The 14,622-nt window shown below is 70.7% G+C and carries 22 protein-coding genes; 5 read left to right on the top strand and 17 right to left on the bottom strand.

Features of this window, described 5'->3' with window-relative positions; genetic code table 11:
• Positions 1-9: 9 nt before the first annotated feature.
• The 10 genes from BCR55_RS27855 to BCR55_RS27810 all read right to left on the bottom strand — a co-directional run bounded on the left by BCR55_RS27855 (position 10) and on the right by BCR55_RS27810 (position 5,822).
• Positions 10-1,050, bottom strand: coding sequence for a Ku protein (locus BCR55_RS27855; protein ID WP_006408555.1), 1,041 nt, complete (start codon positions 1,048-1,050; stop codon positions 10-12).
• A 184-nt stretch (positions 1,051-1,234) separates the two neighbouring features.
• Positions 1,235-1,621, bottom strand: a complete 387-nt coding sequence (locus tag BCR55_RS27850; protein WP_006398938.1) for a DUF3022 domain-containing protein — start codon at positions 1,619-1,621, stop codon at positions 1,235-1,237.
• A complete protein-coding gene (locus tag BCR55_RS27845) occupies positions 1,618-1,779 on the bottom strand; it encodes a DUF1328 domain-containing protein (protein WP_006398937.1) in 162 nt (53 codons plus the stop codon). The genes BCR55_RS27850 and BCR55_RS27845 overlap by 4 nt, the downstream gene beginning before the upstream one ends.
• Positions 1,780-1,825: 46 nt before the next feature.
• Positions 1,826-2,014 carry a DUF3008 family protein gene (locus BCR55_RS27840; protein WP_012464947.1) on the bottom strand — a complete coding sequence of 63 codons (189 nt, stop codon included), beginning with the start codon at positions 2,012-2,014 and terminating at the stop codon, positions 1,826-1,828.
• Positions 2,015-2,078: 64 nt separating this feature from the next.
• Positions 2,079-3,506, bottom strand: a complete 1,428-nt coding sequence (locus BCR55_RS27835; protein WP_006407441.1) for an RNA polymerase factor sigma-54 — start codon at positions 3,504-3,506, stop codon at positions 2,079-2,081.
• Between the two features lie 188 nt (positions 3,507-3,694).
• Positions 3,695-4,204: a DUF892 family protein gene (locus BCR55_RS27830; RefSeq protein WP_006407440.1), complete on the bottom strand. Its 510-nt coding sequence runs from the start codon at positions 4,202-4,204 to the stop codon at positions 3,695-3,697.
• 20 nt (positions 4,205-4,224) lie between these two features.
• Entirely contained in the window at positions 4,225-4,536 is a 312-nt protein-coding gene (locus BCR55_RS27825) for a hypothetical protein (protein WP_006411764.1), read from the bottom strand.
• 44 nt (positions 4,537-4,580) lie between these two features.
• Positions 4,581-4,892 (bottom strand): hypothetical protein, encoded by a 312-nt coding sequence (locus tag BCR55_RS27820; protein ID WP_006398931.1) that lies wholly within the window; start codon positions 4,890-4,892, stop codon positions 4,581-4,583.
• Positions 4,889-5,119 (bottom strand): hypothetical protein, encoded by a 231-nt coding sequence (locus BCR55_RS27815; protein WP_006407438.1) that lies wholly within the window; start codon positions 5,117-5,119, stop codon positions 4,889-4,891. The genes BCR55_RS27820 and BCR55_RS27815 overlap by 4 nt, the downstream gene beginning before the upstream one ends.
• A gap of 397 nt (positions 5,120-5,516) precedes the next feature.
• A complete protein-coding gene (locus BCR55_RS27810) occupies positions 5,517-5,822 on the bottom strand; it encodes a hypothetical protein (RefSeq protein WP_065496978.1) in 306 nt (101 codons plus the stop codon).
• 145 nt (positions 5,823-5,967) lie between these two features.
• Here BCR55_RS27810 and BCR55_RS27805 point away from each other — a divergent pair, with 145 nt between their 5' ends.
• From BCR55_RS27805 to BCR55_RS27795, 3 genes are all read left to right on the top strand, one after another.
• Positions 5,968-6,228, top strand: coding sequence for a hypothetical protein (locus tag BCR55_RS27805; RefSeq protein WP_006398927.1), 261 nt, complete (start codon positions 5,968-5,970; stop codon positions 6,226-6,228).
• 53 nt (positions 6,229-6,281) lie between these two features.
• Positions 6,282-6,713 carry a CBS domain-containing protein gene (locus BCR55_RS27800; RefSeq protein ID WP_006398926.1) on the top strand — a complete coding sequence of 144 codons (432 nt, stop codon included), beginning with the start codon at positions 6,282-6,284 and terminating at the stop codon, positions 6,711-6,713.
• An 88-nt stretch (positions 6,714-6,801) separates the two neighbouring features.
• Positions 6,802-7,287 (top strand): PRC-barrel domain-containing protein, encoded by a 486-nt coding sequence (locus BCR55_RS27795; RefSeq protein ID WP_006398925.1) that lies wholly within the window; start codon positions 6,802-6,804, stop codon positions 7,285-7,287.
• Positions 7,288-7,389: 102 nt separating this feature from the next.
• Here the strand turns inward: BCR55_RS27795 and BCR55_RS27790 are convergent, their stop codons facing one another.
• Positions 7,390-7,947 (bottom strand): response regulator, encoded by a 558-nt coding sequence (locus BCR55_RS27790; protein ID WP_006411763.1) that lies wholly within the window; start codon positions 7,945-7,947, stop codon positions 7,390-7,392.
• A 205-nt stretch (positions 7,948-8,152) separates the two neighbouring features.
• Here BCR55_RS27790 and BCR55_RS27785 point away from each other — a divergent pair, with 205 nt between their 5' ends.
• Together BCR55_RS27785 and BCR55_RS27780 are read left to right on the top strand one after the other, a co-directional pair.
• Positions 8,153-8,812, top strand: coding sequence for a UdgX family uracil-DNA binding protein (locus BCR55_RS27785; RefSeq protein ID WP_065497198.1), 660 nt, complete (start codon positions 8,153-8,155; stop codon positions 8,810-8,812).
• Positions 8,809-10,113, top strand: coding sequence for an Nramp family divalent metal transporter (locus BCR55_RS27780; protein WP_065496974.1), 1,305 nt, complete (start codon positions 8,809-8,811; stop codon positions 10,111-10,113). Before BCR55_RS27785 ends, BCR55_RS27780 begins: the two co-directional genes overlap by 4 nt.
• Before the next feature lie 54 nt (positions 10,114-10,167).
• Here BCR55_RS27780 and BCR55_RS27775 read toward each other — a convergent pair whose 3' ends face one another.
• The 6 genes from BCR55_RS27775 to BCR55_RS27750 form a co-directional block, all read right to left on the bottom strand.
• Positions 10,168-11,343, bottom strand: coding sequence for an alcohol dehydrogenase catalytic domain-containing protein (locus BCR55_RS27775; RefSeq protein ID WP_006411758.1), 1,176 nt, complete (start codon positions 11,341-11,343; stop codon positions 10,168-10,170).
• Between the two features lie 28 nt (positions 11,344-11,371).
• Entirely contained in the window at positions 11,372-11,983 is a 612-nt protein-coding gene (locus tag BCR55_RS27770; RefSeq protein ID WP_006407431.1) for a DUF892 family protein, read from the bottom strand.
• A gap of 57 nt (positions 11,984-12,040) precedes the next feature.
• On the bottom strand, positions 12,041-12,655 hold the full coding sequence (locus BCR55_RS27765) for a DUF4142 domain-containing protein (protein ID WP_006407430.1): 615 nt from the start codon (positions 12,653-12,655) through the stop codon (positions 12,041-12,043).
• 26 nt (positions 12,656-12,681) lie between these two features.
• Positions 12,682-13,539 carry an SDR family oxidoreductase gene (locus BCR55_RS27760; protein WP_006411765.1) on the bottom strand — a complete coding sequence of 286 codons (858 nt, stop codon included), beginning with the start codon at positions 13,537-13,539 and terminating at the stop codon, positions 12,682-12,684.
• A 131-nt stretch (positions 13,540-13,670) separates the two neighbouring features.
• On the bottom strand, positions 13,671-14,237 hold the full coding sequence (locus tag BCR55_RS27755) for a hypothetical protein (protein WP_006407428.1): 567 nt from the start codon (positions 14,235-14,237) through the stop codon (positions 13,671-13,673).
• A gap of 74 nt (positions 14,238-14,311) precedes the next feature.
• A complete protein-coding gene (locus BCR55_RS27750; RefSeq protein WP_006398916.1) occupies positions 14,312-14,611 on the bottom strand; it encodes a DUF2795 domain-containing protein in 300 nt (99 codons plus the stop codon).
• Positions 14,612-14,622: the final 11 nt, after the last annotated feature.

Raw genomic sequence — 14,622 nt, 5'->3', positions numbered from 1 at the left:
GTCGCGGCGTCATGCCGCGCGCTTCTTGCTGCGCGCGGCGGTCTTTTTCGCGGCGGCGCTGCCGTCGCCGCGCTTGTCGCCGGCCTTGGCCGCCGACGTGCGCTTCGCGGCCGTTTTCGTCGCCGTCTTGGCGCTCGTCTTCGCGGCGGTCTTCGCGCCGCGCTTCGCGGCCGGCTGACGACGGCTACGCGTGCGCGCGTCGGCGTCCTCGTCGTGTTCGTCCTCGTTCGCGGCCGCGCGGTCCGAACCGCGGCCGCCGCCGCGCAGGCTGCGCTTGAGCAGCTCGGTCAGATCCACGACGTTCGACGGCACGTGGCCGCGATCGGCCGGACGTTCCTCGATTTCCTCGATCCGCCCTTGGCGCACCTTGCGCTCGACGAGTTCGAGAATGTCGTCGCGGAACGTGTCGTGATACTGCTCGGGCGTCCATTCGCCGGACATGTCGTCGATCAGCTTCTTCGCCATCGCGAGCTCGCGCGCGCTCACGCCCGCGCGCTTCGCGTCCTCGACCGGCGTCGAGAGCTCGTCGAGCCCGCGCAGTTCGTCCTGCCAGCGCAGCGTGTCGAGCGCGAGCAGCGGGCCGACCGGAATCAGCGCGCCGAGATGCTGCTTGTCGCGCATCACAACCAGCGCGATGCCGATCTTGCCGCTGTCCTTCAGCGCGTCGCGCAGCAGCGCATAGACCTTTTCGCCCTTGCGGTCGGGCACCAGGTAGTACGGCGTGTCGAGATAGAGGAACGACACGGCCTCCTGATCGACGAACGTCAGGATGTCGACCGTCTGCGTCGATTCGGGGTTGGCCGCGCGGATCTCCTCGTCGGTCAGCACGACGTAGCGCTCCTTCTCGTACTCGTAGCCGCGCACGATGTCGTCGCGCGACACCTCCTTGCCGGTACGCTTGTTGATCTGCCGATAGCCGACCGGGTCCATCGAGCGCTTGTCGAGCAGCCGGAACGACGGTTTCACGGTGCGCGTGGCCGGAAACAGCTGCACGGGCACGTGCACGAGCCCGAAGCTGATCGCGCCTTTCCAGATCATCCGTGCTGCCATGCCTTTCCTCCTTGCGGGCAGCCGCGCACGCGCACGGTGTGCGGGGGCGCGCGCGGCGTGCGCGGCCTGCGGGTGCAGCCGTGGCCGCACACCGCGCCGCGCGGGCATGCGGCACGCCGTGCGGCGGCCACACGCGACACGCGTCGCTGCGCGCGAGCGCGCATGGCGCGGGCCGTGACGAGCGTCACGGCCCGCGCGACGCGTCGCCGATGTCGGCGGCGCTCACGTCGAGCGCCGCACTGCATTCGATCGCCGCATCTTCGACGCGCGGCTTGTTCTCGTCGATCGCGCGCCGCGCGAGATCGCACAGATAGGTGCGCACGCGCAGCCGCTCGGCGGTGTCGAGCGCGGCGTAGCGGGCGATCACGTCGGGTTCGAACCGCAGATCGACCGCACACCGCCACTCGCGCGCGCTGGCCTCGACCGGCGCGCGCACCCACGACACCTGGATCGTCAACCGTCCCGACGCGTCGTCCGCGTGGACGACCACGGTCGACTGCGACGGAAAGCCGTTCGCCAGCGCATGCTCGATTTCGGCGATGCGCTGCGAACGGTCGGACGCTGCCGTCATCGGCGTACGACGCCCAGCAGCAGCGTGACCAGGAAGATCACGACGAAGATGTAGAACAGGATCTTCGCGATCTCGGCCGCGCCGGCAGCGATGCCGCCAAAGCCGAAGACGGCTGCAATGATCGCGATGACGAAGAAGATGAGTGCGTATCGAAGCATGGATTCCTCCTGGGGAACAGCGACCGTCGACGCCCATCGTCGTCGATCAAGAATCGTGCTTGTGCCTGGGTTTGCCGTGGGTCGGCGTCGAGGCCATTTTCTCGAGCTCTTTCTCGCTCATCGATTTGGCCATCGACTTCGACGGCGGTTTCAGGTCCTGCATTTTGGTGCGGCCGCGCTTGGCCGACAGGGCCGCCCCTGCCGCGCGCTGCTGGGCCTGGGATTTCGCTGGCATGGTTCGCTCCCTCGGTTTGCGCGCGCCGCGCTGCGGCGCGCGATCGGTTCGGCCGCACGCGTCGTCATGCGGCGTCGCGGCGGCGCAGCTCGGCCGGCGGAATCTTCATCGCCTGCCGATACTTGGTCACCGTACGGCGCGCAAGAAGGATGCCGCGGCCCGCGAGGTTCTGCGTCAGCGCGACGTCCGACAGCGGATCGGTGTGCCGTTCCGCGGCGATCATGTCGCGGATCAGCACCTTCGCGGCCGATGCCGAGCAGACGCCGCGCCCCGCCGCCTCCAGCTTGCGCGGGAAGAAATGCTTGAACTCGAACGTGCCGTGCGGCGTCGCCATGTACTTGTTGCCGGTCGCGCGCGACACGGTCGATTCGTGCAGGTCGAGCTCCTCCGCGATGTCGCGCAGCACGAGCGGCTTCATCGCGATCTCGCCGTAGCGGAAGAAGTCGCGCTGCCGCGCGACGATGCATTCGCCGACGCGCTGGATCGTGTCGAAGCGCTTCTGCACGTTGCGGATCAGCCAGCGCGCTTCCTGCAGCTGCTGGCCGAGCGGCGAGTCGCGCTCGCCGCTCGACTGCGCGAACAGCGTCGCATAGCGCTCGTGCAGCCGCGCACGCGGCAGCACGGCCGGATTGATCGTCACGACCCACTCGTCGCGCACCTGGCGCACGATCACGTCGGGCACCACGTAATCGCCGCGCGTGCTGCCGTAGTGGTTGCCGGGACGCGGGTCGAGCCCGCGCACGAGCGCGCACGCGGCCTGCAGCGTCTGCTGGTTGCAGCCGATGCGCCGCTGGATCTCGGCGGTCTCGCGGCGTGCGAGGCGTTCGAGATGTTCGCGCGCGATCGCCTTCGCTTCGGGCAGCGCCGGCGTGCCGGCCGGAATCGCGTCGAGCTGCAGCAGCAGGCACTCCGACAGCGAACGCGCGGCGATGCCGGGCCGGTCGAGCATCTGCACGAGCCGCAGCGCGACGGACAGATCGCGCTCCGATAGCAAGAGCGCGGGATCGGCCGCGCCGAGCAGGTCGCCGAGCTCCTGACGCAGGTAGCCGTCGTCGTCGAGCGCGTCGATCACGAGGCGCGCCGCTTCGCGATCGCGCCGGTTCAGCGGATAGAGCCGCAGCGCCTCGTGCAGATGCTGATGCAGCGACGGCTCGGCGGCCATCCATTCGCCGGGCGACAGATCGCCGCCGTCTTCACCCTGACGGCTGCCGCCGCGCGGCGCCGGCGCGGCCGTATACGACAGCTCGCCGTCGACCGGGCGCACGTCGTCGCGCTCGGGTGCGGCCTCCGGTGCCGCGGCTTCGGCCGCCGGATCCGGCGCGGCGGCCTCGTCGTCGCCCTGGCCGTCTTCGAGGAAAGGGTTCGTGTCGAGCGCCTGCCGCAATTCCTGCTGGAATTCGAGCGAAGACAACTGCAGCAGGCGCAGCGACTGCTGGAGCCTTGGCGTAAGTGCCAGATGCTGTCGCATCTGGAGCGCAAGCGTGACGGACATCTGCGGTCCTCCTGAATGGGTTCGCGAAAATTCGTATGCCGGACTTATGCAGCTTCCATGCCAGCCCCGCAGACGCCCACCGGACGGGGCTTTGGCGCCTACGCGCCCTATTTTTCGCCCCTTCCGCACCCGCTTTTTTACAAGCGGGCGGCAAGTTTGGAGGCGCAATTCGCGTGCGCGCCGCCGCGCTAGCGTTTCGCGTCGATCCGGTCGACGGCCGAGCGGTCGAGAAACGCGGTCGTCACGTCGGGCAGCTCACGCAGCAGCCACGCGGCCATGTCGCGCTCCTGCTGCAGCAGGCGCTCGCAGCACGCGTGGATCTCGGCCTCGCCGGCCGCCCGCGCGGCCGCGATCAACGCCGTATAGGCGGCGATCTCGACCTGCGCGAACGCGTACGCGGCCATCGTCGCCTTCACCACTTCGTCGCCCGACAGCATCGCGGTCGCCACCTGCCCGTACGCGCCGATGCGCGCGCCGAGATCCTTGATCGCGGACGGCGTCGTGCCGAGCCGCTGCAGGCACGCTTCGACGAGCGCCTGCTGGCCGAGCGTGTCGTCCCGATGCCGTCGCAGCCGGTCCTGCAGCAGCGGGTAGTGGCCGACACGACGCGCCTGCGCGTCGAGCAACGCTTGCGCGTGATGCTCCATCGCATACGCGTCGCGCAGCCAGTCCTCGAGGTGGGCGTGCGGCGTCGCCATCCGTTGCTCCGTCGCGCCGATCAGTACTGCATCGGCGGCGGCGTGCCGGGCGCCGGGCGCGTGTTGGTCGGCGCGCCGCCGACGTTCGGATCGGGCACGCCGGTCGGCGTGCCGGTCGAGCGCTGCGGCATCGTGTTGCCCGGCGACGGACGCGTGTCGTAGCGCGTGTTCGCGTCCGGCATCGTCTCGGTCGGCGGCGACGCGTTGCCGCCCTGATGGGGCGGCGGCGGCGCGCCCGTCGTGCGGACCGTGTCGGGTTGCGTGCAGGCGCTCATCGCGCATGCGGCGGCGGCCGCGCAGACGGCGAGCGAAAGCGAATGGATCGATTTCATCGAGACCTCCATGCAAGGGGGGCCGGCGTGCGTCGCGCGCACGCTCAGAGCCGGTTGAAATGAAAGTCGGCCGCGTACGCGGTCGGCCCGCGCCGCGCCATCATCGCGTCGAACTCGGCGGCCATCCGCGCGAGCGCACCGCGCTGCCGCGCGACGTCGGCCTGCTCGAGCGCCGCGAACGCGTCCGCGTCGAAGGTGACGGTCAGCGACGCCGGATGCCCGTCGACGCGAAAGCCGATATGAAGCGCGCCGGCCGGCTGCTCCTCGACGTGGAACGGCATCGCGCGCGCTTCGAAATGACGGCCGAGCGTCTCGGCGATGTCGCGCAACATGCCCTGCTTCACCAGGATGCTCATCGCGTGCGCTCCTGCCGCGCGGGCGGCGTGGCGGCGTGCGCAGGCGGCACGGGCGCCGGCGGCTCGCGTTCCGGCGGCCGGTGTTCGGGGGGATCGCCTTCGGGGTCGTGGTACGGCTGCGGCACGTCGGGCGGCAGTTCCGGCGCGGGCGGCGGCACCGGCTCGGGCTCGGTATCGGGCATCGGCGGATCGGGCCGATGCAGCGAATGTGCAAGGTCCTCGTTCATGGGCGCTCCGTGACGGTCGTGTCGCGAACGATGTCGCTCGCGGTAGCGTCGCCGTGCGGGGCCGCAAGCCGCGTTCCGTCCGGTGTGCGGCCTGCGCCGCGCGAGCGGCCCGCGTCCGTGCGAGGCGCTGCGCGCCACCGTGACTTCGCTACACCGCGCGCTGCAAATCTTTCACGCGGGCGATGCACGCGGCGATTGCGGGCGGACGCGACGAGACGCACGTGCAAGCGCGCGCGACGCGACGGCGCGGCAAGCGCGCACGGCATGCGCGTACCACGCCGCACATCGCATCCCGTGCATGCGCGCCGCGACGCGCATGACGCGCATGACGCGCAATACGCGAGTCGCGCGACACGCGCAGCCGATCTGTACCGCGTGCGACGAGCGAAGGCCATCGCTACGTGTCGTACGCGGCCATCACGAGCCACAGATGGCGGCCCTCGTCTTCCACGCGCGCGGCAAGCGCGTACGAATCGCCCGGCTCGCACGCGCGCTGCAGCGCGAAGCGCGCGGGCTCGGTCGCGCCGAACGTCTCGTCGCCGAGCGGCCGCACGTCGGCCTTGCCTTCGAACATGCGGCGCTCGGGCCGGTAGATCAGCGGCTCCTGCTTCCACGCGGTGAAGTGGTGCTTCACCGAATCGAATCCGCCGCCGCATACGTTGACCTCGTAGCGCACGCGCGGCTGTCGTTTGATCGGAATCATCGTCGTGCCTCCCGCTCGACTGTCGCGCCGGCGCGCTCGTGCGGCGCCGGCGCAGTTACGTCCTGCGCGGCAAGCCGCGTGCCGCGCGACCACTACGGGAACGCGCATTGCGCGAATTCGTACGTCATCGACACGGAGACTTGCCATGAACGATACGACCCGATCCGAAGAGCGCACGCCGTCGTCCGGGCAGCAGACGGACCCGACGCCGCCGCTGAAGGATCGCGACAGCGCGCGCACGCGCCATTCGGAGCGCCACATCGACAAGTCGCTCGAAGACACGTTTCCCGCGAGCGACGCGCCGTCGACGGGCGGCGTCACGCGGATCGAGCCCGACACGCCGCCCGGCACGCACGACGACGGGCCGTGGCAGGAAAAGCGCGAGCAGGACGAAGGCGGACGCTGAGCGGCACGCCCGTTGCGAGAACGACGGGCCGAACCCGAAGGAGGAAGGACTACATGCATCGCGTCAACGAAATCATGTCGCAGGACGTCGTGCGCATCGCGCCGACCGACTCGATTCGCCACGCCGCGGAACTGATGGCGCGCTACGACATCGGCGCGCTGCCCGTGTGCGACAACAACCGGCTGGTCGGGATGGTCACCGACCGCGATCTCGCGGTGCGCGCGGTATCGGCCGGCAAGCCGCCCGACACGCGCGTCCACGAAGTGGCGTCCGGGCCGATCGAATGGTGTTTCGACGACGATTCGCTCGACGAGATCCAGCACTACATGGCGGATGCGCAGTTGCGCCGTCTGCCGGTCGTCGATCACGACAAGCGGCTCGTCGGGATGCTCTCGCTCGCCGACATCGCGACGCGCACGGCCGGCCCGTCGCGCGACGCGCTCGCGAACACGCTGGAAGGCGTGTCGCAGCCGAAGCAGGCGTGACGGACACGGTGTCCGTTCGCGTCATTACCCCGAACGCGCGGCCCGCGCCCGATGCGGCCGGCCGCGCCCCCGCAGCAGGAGGACAATCATGCAGACTCCCGATCAAGGACAGACCCGCATCGTCGGCAAGGGGGCCGCGACGGCAGACGGCCCCGGTCCCGACGTGATGGCAGCCGATACGCTCGAAGGCAACAAGGTCTACACGACCGACGGGGACGATGTCGGCAAGATCAAGGACATCATGCTGGACGTGCGCTCGGGCCGCGTCGCGTACGCGGTGCTGTCGAGCGGCGGCCTGCTCGGCATCGGCGACAAGCTGCTCGCGATTCCGTGGAGCGCGCTGACGCTCGACACGGAACGCAAGTGCTTCCTGTTGTCGGTATCGTCCGAGCGGATCCGCAATGCGCCGGGCTTCGACAAGGATCACTGGCCGGCGATGGCCGACCCGCAATGGGCGGGGCCGCTGCACGAGTATTACGGCAGCACGCCGTACTGGAGCGCGGGCGACGAGCTCGGCCTCACCGATCCGACCGAAGACCTGAACGATCCGCGCGCGCGCGACGGCCGCCTGTAATCGCGACGTGTCGCCGGCGACGGCGACGCGGTCCGCACCCCGCCTCCGGCGGGGTTTTTTTATGCGCGGGCCTTTATATGCACCGCGCGCCGTCACGCGTTTTTACAACCCGCGTGTAACGGCGCCGTCCGCGCCGTCGAGCCCGTCCGCGCGTTCGGCGCCGTCCAGGCGCCCCGCACCGTCCACGCGTTCGGCGCCGTCCAGGCGTTGCGCGGCGCGCGCACCGCATGCGGCTTCCAGGTAACGCAGCAGCGGATGCGGCGTCAGCGGCTTCGCGCAATGCGCGTCGAAGCCCGCTTCGCGCGCGCGCTCGCGATCGACCGGCGACGCGAACGCGCTGCACGCGACGAGCAGCATGTCGGCCGTGCGCGGGTCGCCGCGCAGCCGCCGCGCGAGCTGCAGCCCGTCGAGCCTCGGCATCGCGACGTCGAGCACGATCGCGAACGGCTGCCAGTCGCGCGCGACGTCGCACACCGCGAACGGATCGTCGACGACGCGGCATTCGAAGCCGCGTGCGTCGAGCAGCAGTTGCAGCGCATCGGCCGCGTCGCGATAGTCGTCGACGACCAGCACGCGGCGCGGGCGGCGCGGCACGCTGTCGGGCGAGCGCCACAGCAGCACGTCGTCGGCGGCCGGATCGTCGCCGGGGGCAATAGGCATGGCTTTTCTCCTGTGATCGAATGCCGGATGCCGGCGGCCACGCAAGGCGCGCGCCCATATTGACCGGCGGTGGCATGCGGGTTGCTGTGTACTGTCGTATTCATCGAAAACGGGAGCCGTCGATGCCAGCGATCGAGTCTTTGTCGTCGGCCGGCACGCGATGCGCGCACGCGCGCCGCGCGCCGGCATGCGGAGCGCGGGCGCGATGACGCGCGCAGCGTCCGCATCCGGCGCCGACGACACGCCGGACGATCAGCGCCCCGCGACGCTCCACGCATGCCGGCGCTGCGGGCTGTGGGAACACGCGACGCAGCCGGTGCCGGGCACCGGCCCGCGGCACGCGTCGATCGTGCTGGTCGGCGAGCAGCCGGGCGATCAGGAGGACCGCACGGGCGTGCCGTTCGTCGGCGCCGCCGGCCACGTGCTCGACCGCGCGCTCGACGCGGCCGGCATCGATCGCCGCTCGGTCTATCTGACCAACGCCGTCAAGCACTTCAAATGGGAACCGCGCGGCAAGCGGCGTCTGCACAAGACGCCCGCGCAGCGCGAGATCACCGCGTGCCGCTACTGGCTCGATCGCGAACTCGAGAGCGTGCACCCGCGCGTGATCGTCGCGCTCGGCGGCACCGCGCTGCGCGCCGTGCTGCAGGACAACGACGCGACGCTGCAGCGCACGCCGACGCCCACGCGCACCGCGCAGGGCTACCTCGTCGTCGCGACCTACCATCCGTCGTACGTGCTGCGCACGCGCGGCGCCGATTCGCGCGAGCACGCGTACCAGACGCTCGTCGATGCGCTGCGCACCGCGTCGAAGCTCGCGCGCGACGACGGCACGCCGAAGGCGGGCCGCGGAGACGCGGAATGAGCGGCGCGCGACGCGACGCGCCGCCCGCCGACGACACCGCCAAGCCCGCCCCGCTGCCGTGGTACCGCCGGCTCGGACCGGGGCTGCTGGCCGGCGCGTCCGACGCCGACCCGAGCAACGTCGCGGTCTACGCGCAGGCCGGCAGCCAGGTCGGCTTCAACATGCTGTGGATGATCGTCGTCACGCTGCCGATGATGGTCGCCGTGCAGATCGCCTCCGCGTGCATCGGCCGCAGCAATCGCGAAGGGCTGATCGCCGGCATCCGTCAGCACTATTCGGCGCGCGCCGCCAAGGCGCTGATCGCGCTCGTCGTGATCGTCAACGTCGTGAACGTCGGCGCCGACCTCGCGGCGATGGGCGACGCGACCGCGCTCGTCGTCGGCGGCCGCAGCTACTGGTTCGCGCCCGTCTACGGCATCGTCTCGCTCGCGCTGCAGGTGACGATGTCGTACGAGCGCTACGCGCGCTGGCTGAAGTGGCTCACGTTCGCGCTGCTCGCGTACGTGGTCGAGCTCGCGTTCGTGCACGTCGACTGGCCGCACGCGCTGCATGCGCTCGTGCTGCCGCAGATCGCGTTCTCGCACGCCTACGCGACGACCGCCGTCGCGGTGCTCGGCACGACGCTGAGCCCGTATCTGTTCGTCTGGCAGGCCGCCCTGGAAGTCGAGGAAGCGCAGGCCGCACAGCGCAACGGCGCGAGCGCGAGCGACACCGCACTCTGCGACCGGCAGGCGCAGCGGATCCGCGTCGATACGTGGGCCGGGATGGTCGTGACCAACGCGGTGTCGTTCTGCATCATGGTCGTGGGCGCAGCCGTGTTCTATGCGCGCGGCGAGCACGACATCGCGAGCACCGCACAGGCCGCCGAGGCGCTGCGGCCGATCGCGGGCGAAGCCGCGTTTCTCGTGTTCGCGTTCGGCATCGTCGGCTGCGGCCTGCTCGCGATTCCCGCGTTCGCCGGCAGCGCGGCATACGGCTGCGCGGAAGCCTGGCGCTTCCGCGAAGGGCTGAACGAGCCGGTGCGGCGCGCGCCCGCGTTCTATACGGTGCTCACGCTCTGCGTCGTCGTCGGCATCGCGATCTGCTTCAGCCCGATCGATCCGATCCGCGCGCTGTACTGGAGCGCGGTGCTCAACGGCGTCGCCGCGGTGCCGATGCTCGTGATGGTGATGCTGCTGTCCGCGCGGCGCGGCGTCGACGGGCGGCCGGGCACCGGCATCGTGTCGAAATGCTTCGGCTGGCTCGCGGTCGCGCTGATGGCGGTCGCGGTCGTCACGATGGTCGTCGACATGGTGGCGTAGTCGCGAACGGCGGGAAAGGCGGGATAAGCGGGACCGCCGCCGCGCGCGATGCGGTCAGCCGCCCGGCTGCATCACCGCCTTGATGCAGCCGTCGCTGCGCGTGCGGCTCAGTTCGTAGAGCGCGGGCCCGTCCTCGAGCCGCGCACGGTGCGTGACGACGAACGACGGATCGATCCGACCGTCCGCGAGGCGTCCGAGCAGCTCGTCGCTCCAGCGCGGCACGTGCGTCTGCGCCGCGCGCAGCGTCAGTCCCTTGTTCACGATCGCGCCGACCGGCACGTCGTCGACGAGGCCGCCGTACAGCCCCGCGATCGACACGATGCCGCCGGGCCGGCACGCATAGATCGCTTCGCGCAGCACGTGCGGCGGGTCGACGCCGGGTGCCGACGTTTCCTTGAAGCGGTCGAGCGGCGCATCGACGGCGTCGATCGCGTGCGCGTGGAGCCCGACCGCGTCGATGCACTTGTCGGGGCCTTTGCCGCGCGTGTGTTTCGCCAGCGTGTCGGCTACGCTGAGCTTCGTGAAATCGAGCGGCGTCGCGCCGAGCGTGCGCGCGCATTCGAGCCGCGCGGGCACGCAGTCGATCGCGATCACCTCGCGCGCGCCGAGCAGCCGCGCGGCCAGTGCGGCGAACAGGCCCACCGCGCCCGCGCCCCACACCGCGACGACGTCGTTCGGCTGGATCGCGCACTGCGCGGCCGCCTGCCAGCCGGCCGGCAGCGTGTCGCCGAGCGGCAGCGCGCGTTCGTCGTCCAGCTCGTCGGGCAGCCGGATCGGCGCGACGTCGGCGAACGGCACGCGCACGTATTCGGCGTGGCCGCCCGCATAGCTGCCGGCGAGATGGCCGCCGCCGAGCAGGCCGCCGGTGCCCTGCCCGTACACGCGCTCGACGAACGCGCGATTCGGGTTCGAGGCCTCGCACACCGAGTAGTTGCCGCGCCGGCACTGCTCGCATTCGCCACAGGCGACGACGAACGGCACGACGACGCGATCGCCGACGTGCAGACGACGGTTCTCGCGTCCGACCTCGACCACTTCGCCGACGAATTCGCGCCCGAGAATCGCGCCGTCCTTCAGCCCCGGCATCGCCGCGTCGTACAGATGCAGATCGGCGCCGCCGATCGCGCAGCGCCGCACCTTGACGATCGCGTCGCGCGGGTGCTCGATCGCCGGATCGGGCACCCGCTCGTAGCGCACGGTGCGCTTGCCGTGCCAGCACAAGGCCATCATCGGCGTTCTCCCCGCGGCCGGCGACGCGTTACATCATCTTGCCGCGCGAGCGCTCGGCGCGCGCCGCGTCGGCGGCCGACTCGACCTTTTTCACTTCTTCCGGCGGCGGCAGCACGGCCTTGAAGCCCATCGACTGGATCCACATCTCGCGGGCCCAGCCGCGCGTGTGGTACAGGTGATGGTCTTCGTCGGCCTCGACCTCGTCATGCGCGGCCTTCAGCACCTTCGCCGCTTCGCTGTCGGGCAACTGGTCCGCCGCATAGCCGATCAGCTCCCAGTTCAGGTGGTCCTTCGTTTCGGCGAGCACCACGCACTCGGCCGCGACGACCTGCGCGACGGCCGGGTCCGCCTGCTGCCGCGCCTGCTCGATGACCTGGACCAGCGATTCGCCGGTGGCCGCCACCGCCGCGCGGCCGGGCGACTGCGCGTCGGGATCGAGGCCGAGGGTCTTGAACACGTCGCGCAGCACCTCCTGATGATGCAGCGTTTCGCGATGGTACTTCTCCCACTCCTTGTGCAGGTCCTCGTCGGTCGCGCACTGCAGCGCGGCCTCGTAGATCTTCGCGCCGCCAAGCTCGGTCTCGTACGCCTGGCAGAGCAGTTCGAGGATGCCTTCGTGCTTCGATTGCCGTTGGGCCATGACTGCCTCCGAAAAATCGGGCCGCACGCGCGGCCCACAGGTTGAACCGGGCGCGCGTTACTGCGCGCCCACCTTGCGCTGCAGCGCCTCCGCCATGCTCAGGTGATGCTTGAGCGTCGGCAGCGTCGATTTGGCGAATGCGCGCAGATCGGCATCCTTGCCGTCGCGCGCCTCGCTCTCGAACAGCGCGATCGTCTTGCGGTGTGCATCGGGGCCCGCGGCCGCGACGTACGCGACGTCGAAGTCGTGGCCCTGCTTGCCGCGCAGCGCCTCGACGTCCGGGTCGGCGATCTGCTCGGCCTGCGGCTTGATGCCCTTGCGCGCGGCGAGCTTGGTCAGCTGCGCGTTCGCCTTGCCGTGGTCGGCGACCATCCGCTTCGCGAACGTGCGCACGTCGGCCGACTTCGCCTGCTTCAGCGCGAGCTGGCTCGCCTGCACTTCGGTCTTGCCGCCGAGCGCCGCCTTGTCGACGAACTCGGCGTCGGTGCCCTGCGGCGACTTCGCGATGCCGCTGTCGGCAGCGGCCGCGCCCGACGACGGGTTCACGACGCCGCCCGGCACGTGCGAATTCGATGCCGGCGGCTCGCTCGGCATCTGTGCGTGCGCGGCCGTCGACAGACCGAGCACGCCCGCGGCGGCGAGTGCCGCGATCGTCCAGTTGTGGGTTCTCATTCGGTTCCTCCTTGCGTGAGGCGGCGTCAGCCGCCGACGATCGAGCCGCCGTTCGGGTGCAGCGTCTGCCCCGTCATGTAGCTCGCGCCTTCGGATGCGAGCAGCACGTAACAGCCGATCAGTTCGTCCGGCTGCCCCGGCCGCTTCAGCGGCACGTTCGAGCCGAATTTCGCGACCTGCTCGGCCGTGAATGTGGACGGAATCAGCGGCGTCCAGATCGGCCCCGGCGCGACCGCGTTCACGCGGATGTCGCGCTCGGCGAGCTCGATCGACAGCGAGCGCGTAAACGCGACGATCGCGCCCTTCGTCGCCGAATAGTCGGGCAGCTTCGGGCTGCCGTGATAGGCCGTCACCGATGCGGTGTTGACGATGCGCGCGCCGGGCTGCATGTGCTTGAGCGCGGCCTGCGTGCAGAAGAACATGCCGTACACGTTGGTGCGGAACGTGCGTTCGAGCTGTTCTTCGCTGACTTCCTCGAGGCTCGGCTGCGGATGCTGTTCGCCCGCGTTGTTGACGAGCACATCGAGCCGGCCGAGCCGCTCGACCGTGCGCGCCACCGCGTCGAATGCCTGCCGCCGGTCGCCGACGTCGCAGGCGATCGCTTCGCAGCGCCGCCCGGCCTGCTCGATCAGCCGCTTCGTATGCGCGGCATCGTCGGACTCCTTCAGGTAGACGATCGCGACGTCCGCCCCTTCCTTCGCGAAACCGATTGCCACCGCGCGCCCGATCCCGCTGTCGCCGCCGGTGACGAGCGCGACCTTGCCCGCGAGCTTGCCGCTGCCGACGTAATCGGCGGCTTCGTCCCGCGGCTTCGGATTCATCTCGCGCTCGGTGCCCGGTTGCTGCGTCTGCTTCTGCGGCGGCGGCGTCTGTGCCGTGGTCATGGGGTTCCTCCTTCAACGACGGTGTGCGCAGCGCGACGCAAGCGCCGTGCCGTGCGCCGCGCGCCCGCGCGGCGCCGACGGCGCGGCCTCGCGCGCGCGGCATTGCAAAATGCGTGCAGAAAATACGCGGCTCAACGCGGTCCCGCGGCGCCGGCCTCGTCGGGACGGCGCACCGGATCGAAATCGCGCCACTCGCCGTTCTGCCAGTCGCCTTCGACGCGCTCGATCGACGTCGCGCCGGTCGCGCGCAGCACGTCTTCGGCGGTCGTCGCGCTGCCCGGCGTCACGCGCGCGGCGAGGATCACGCCCGATTCGGTCTTCGCGAGCGTGCCGCGCCCTTCGGCCTGCTGCCCGCGCATCCGGCCGAGCGCGCCGCCGAACGCGCCGAGATACGCGCCCGCGAGCGCGCCCGCGACCGGCACGAACCAGTAGCGCAAGCCGATCGCATAGACGATCAACCCGACGACGAGCCCGATCGCGAGCCCGCGCATCACGCCGACGACCGCGCCGCGGCCGCCGGGCTTCGCGGCCGTATCGGCGTATACGTCGCCGCCGACCGGAAAGCGCGCATGCTGCCCGTCCGGATTCAGGAAGAAGATCGACACGTCGTCCGGGCCGAATGCGCGCTCGTAAAGGCGGCGCGCGCCGCCTTCCGCTTCCTCGAAGGTCGTGAACCGACCTGCGACGATCATCGCCATTGCTCTGCTCCTCGTGACGGTGCACCGCGCGCGCGGCCGGCGCGCGGCGGCGCGGCGGCGCGGCGGCGCGGCGCTTACATCAGCCGGCCCAGTTCCTTCGAGACCGACGCCGGCGTTTCGTACTCGCGATCGGGGATTTGCTTGAGCATCTCCAGCACGTCCGGATCCGCGTGCGAGCGCTCCGCGCACTCGACGACGTCCGACTTGCTCGCCGGATAGTCGAGCCCCTTCAGCGCCTTCTGCACGTCGATCGGGCTCGGCGGCTTGCCGTGCCCGGTCTGGTGCCCGCCCTTGTCGTGATCCTGCTGCGTGCGCTCGCCTTCGTGCGCGCGCGAGTGGCTGTGCTCGTGACCCGTATGTTGTCGGGATGTCATTGCGATGCCTC

The sequence above is a fragment of the Burkholderia sp. CCA53 genome, from assembly GCF_001685525.1.
GTDB lineage: Bacteria > Pseudomonadota > Gammaproteobacteria > Burkholderiales > Burkholderiaceae > Burkholderia > Burkholderia multivorans.
Note: the sequence above shows the minus strand (reverse complement) of the source record. Positions and strands in the feature narration are given on the sequence as shown.

What these genes read in the sequence shown, in the direction of transcription:
- BCR55_RS27855 (WP_006408555.1), bottom strand. Translation starts at nt 1,050, where the DNA reads ATGGCAGCACGGATGATCTGGAAAGGCGCGATCAGCTTCGGGCTCGTG.
- BCR55_RS27850 (WP_006398938.1), bottom strand. Translation starts at nt 1,621, where the DNA reads ATGACGGCAGCGTCCGACCGTTCGCAGCGCATCGCCGAAATCGAGCAT.
- BCR55_RS27845 (WP_006398937.1), bottom strand. Translation starts at nt 1,779, where the DNA reads ATGCTTCGATACGCACTCATCTTCTTCGTCATCGCGATCATTGCAGCC.
- BCR55_RS27840 (WP_012464947.1), bottom strand. Translation starts at nt 2,014, where the DNA reads ATGCCAGCGAAATCCCAGGCCCAGCAGCGCGCGGCAGGGGCGGCCCTG.
- BCR55_RS27835 (WP_006407441.1), bottom strand. Translation starts at nt 3,506, where the DNA reads ATGTCCGTCACGCTTGCGCTCCAGATGCGACAGCATCTGGCACTTACG.
- BCR55_RS27830 (WP_006407440.1), bottom strand. Translation starts at nt 4,204, where the DNA reads ATGGCGACGCCGCACGCCCACCTCGAGGACTGGCTGCGCGACGCGTAT.
- BCR55_RS27825 (WP_006411764.1), bottom strand. Translation starts at nt 4,536, where the DNA reads ATGAAATCGATCCATTCGCTTTCGCTCGCCGTCTGCGCGGCCGCCGCC.
- BCR55_RS27820 (WP_006398931.1), bottom strand. Translation starts at nt 4,892, where the DNA reads ATGAGCATCCTGGTGAAGCAGGGCATGTTGCGCGACATCGCCGAGACG.
- BCR55_RS27815 (WP_006407438.1), bottom strand. Translation starts at nt 5,119, where the DNA reads ATGAACGAGGACCTTGCACATTCGCTGCATCGGCCCGATCCGCCGATG.
- BCR55_RS27810 (WP_065496978.1), bottom strand. Translation starts at nt 5,822, where the DNA reads ATGATTCCGATCAAACGACAGCCGCGCGTGCGCTACGAGGTCAACGTA.
- BCR55_RS27805 (WP_006398927.1), top strand. Translation starts at nt 5,968, where the DNA reads ATGAACGATACGACCCGATCCGAAGAGCGCACGCCGTCGTCCGGGCAG.
- BCR55_RS27800 (WP_006398926.1), top strand. Translation starts at nt 6,282, where the DNA reads ATGCATCGCGTCAACGAAATCATGTCGCAGGACGTCGTGCGCATCGCG.
- BCR55_RS27795 (WP_006398925.1), top strand. Translation starts at nt 6,802, where the DNA reads ATGCAGACTCCCGATCAAGGACAGACCCGCATCGTCGGCAAGGGGGCC.
- BCR55_RS27790 (WP_006411763.1), bottom strand. Translation starts at nt 7,947, where the DNA reads ATGCCTATTGCCCCCGGCGACGATCCGGCCGCCGACGACGTGCTGCTG.
- BCR55_RS27785 (WP_065497198.1), top strand. Translation starts at nt 8,153, where the DNA reads ATGACGCGCGCAGCGTCCGCATCCGGCGCCGACGACACGCCGGACGAT.
- BCR55_RS27780 (WP_065496974.1), top strand. Translation starts at nt 8,809, where the DNA reads ATGAGCGGCGCGCGACGCGACGCGCCGCCCGCCGACGACACCGCCAAG.
- BCR55_RS27775 (WP_006411758.1), bottom strand. Translation starts at nt 11,343, where the DNA reads ATGATGGCCTTGTGCTGGCACGGCAAGCGCACCGTGCGCTACGAGCGG.
- BCR55_RS27770 (WP_006407431.1), bottom strand. Translation starts at nt 11,983, where the DNA reads ATGGCCCAACGGCAATCGAAGCACGAAGGCATCCTCGAACTGCTCTGC.
- BCR55_RS27765 (WP_006407430.1), bottom strand. Translation starts at nt 12,655, where the DNA reads ATGAGAACCCACAACTGGACGATCGCGGCACTCGCCGCCGCGGGCGTG.
- BCR55_RS27760 (WP_006411765.1), bottom strand. Translation starts at nt 13,539, where the DNA reads ATGACCACGGCACAGACGCCGCCGCCGCAGAAGCAGACGCAGCAACCG.
- BCR55_RS27755 (WP_006407428.1), bottom strand. Translation starts at nt 14,237, where the DNA reads ATGGCGATGATCGTCGCAGGTCGGTTCACGACCTTCGAGGAAGCGGAA.
- BCR55_RS27750 (WP_006398916.1), bottom strand. Translation starts at nt 14,611, where the DNA reads ATGACATCCCGACAACATACGGGTCACGAGCACAGCCACTCGCGCGCG.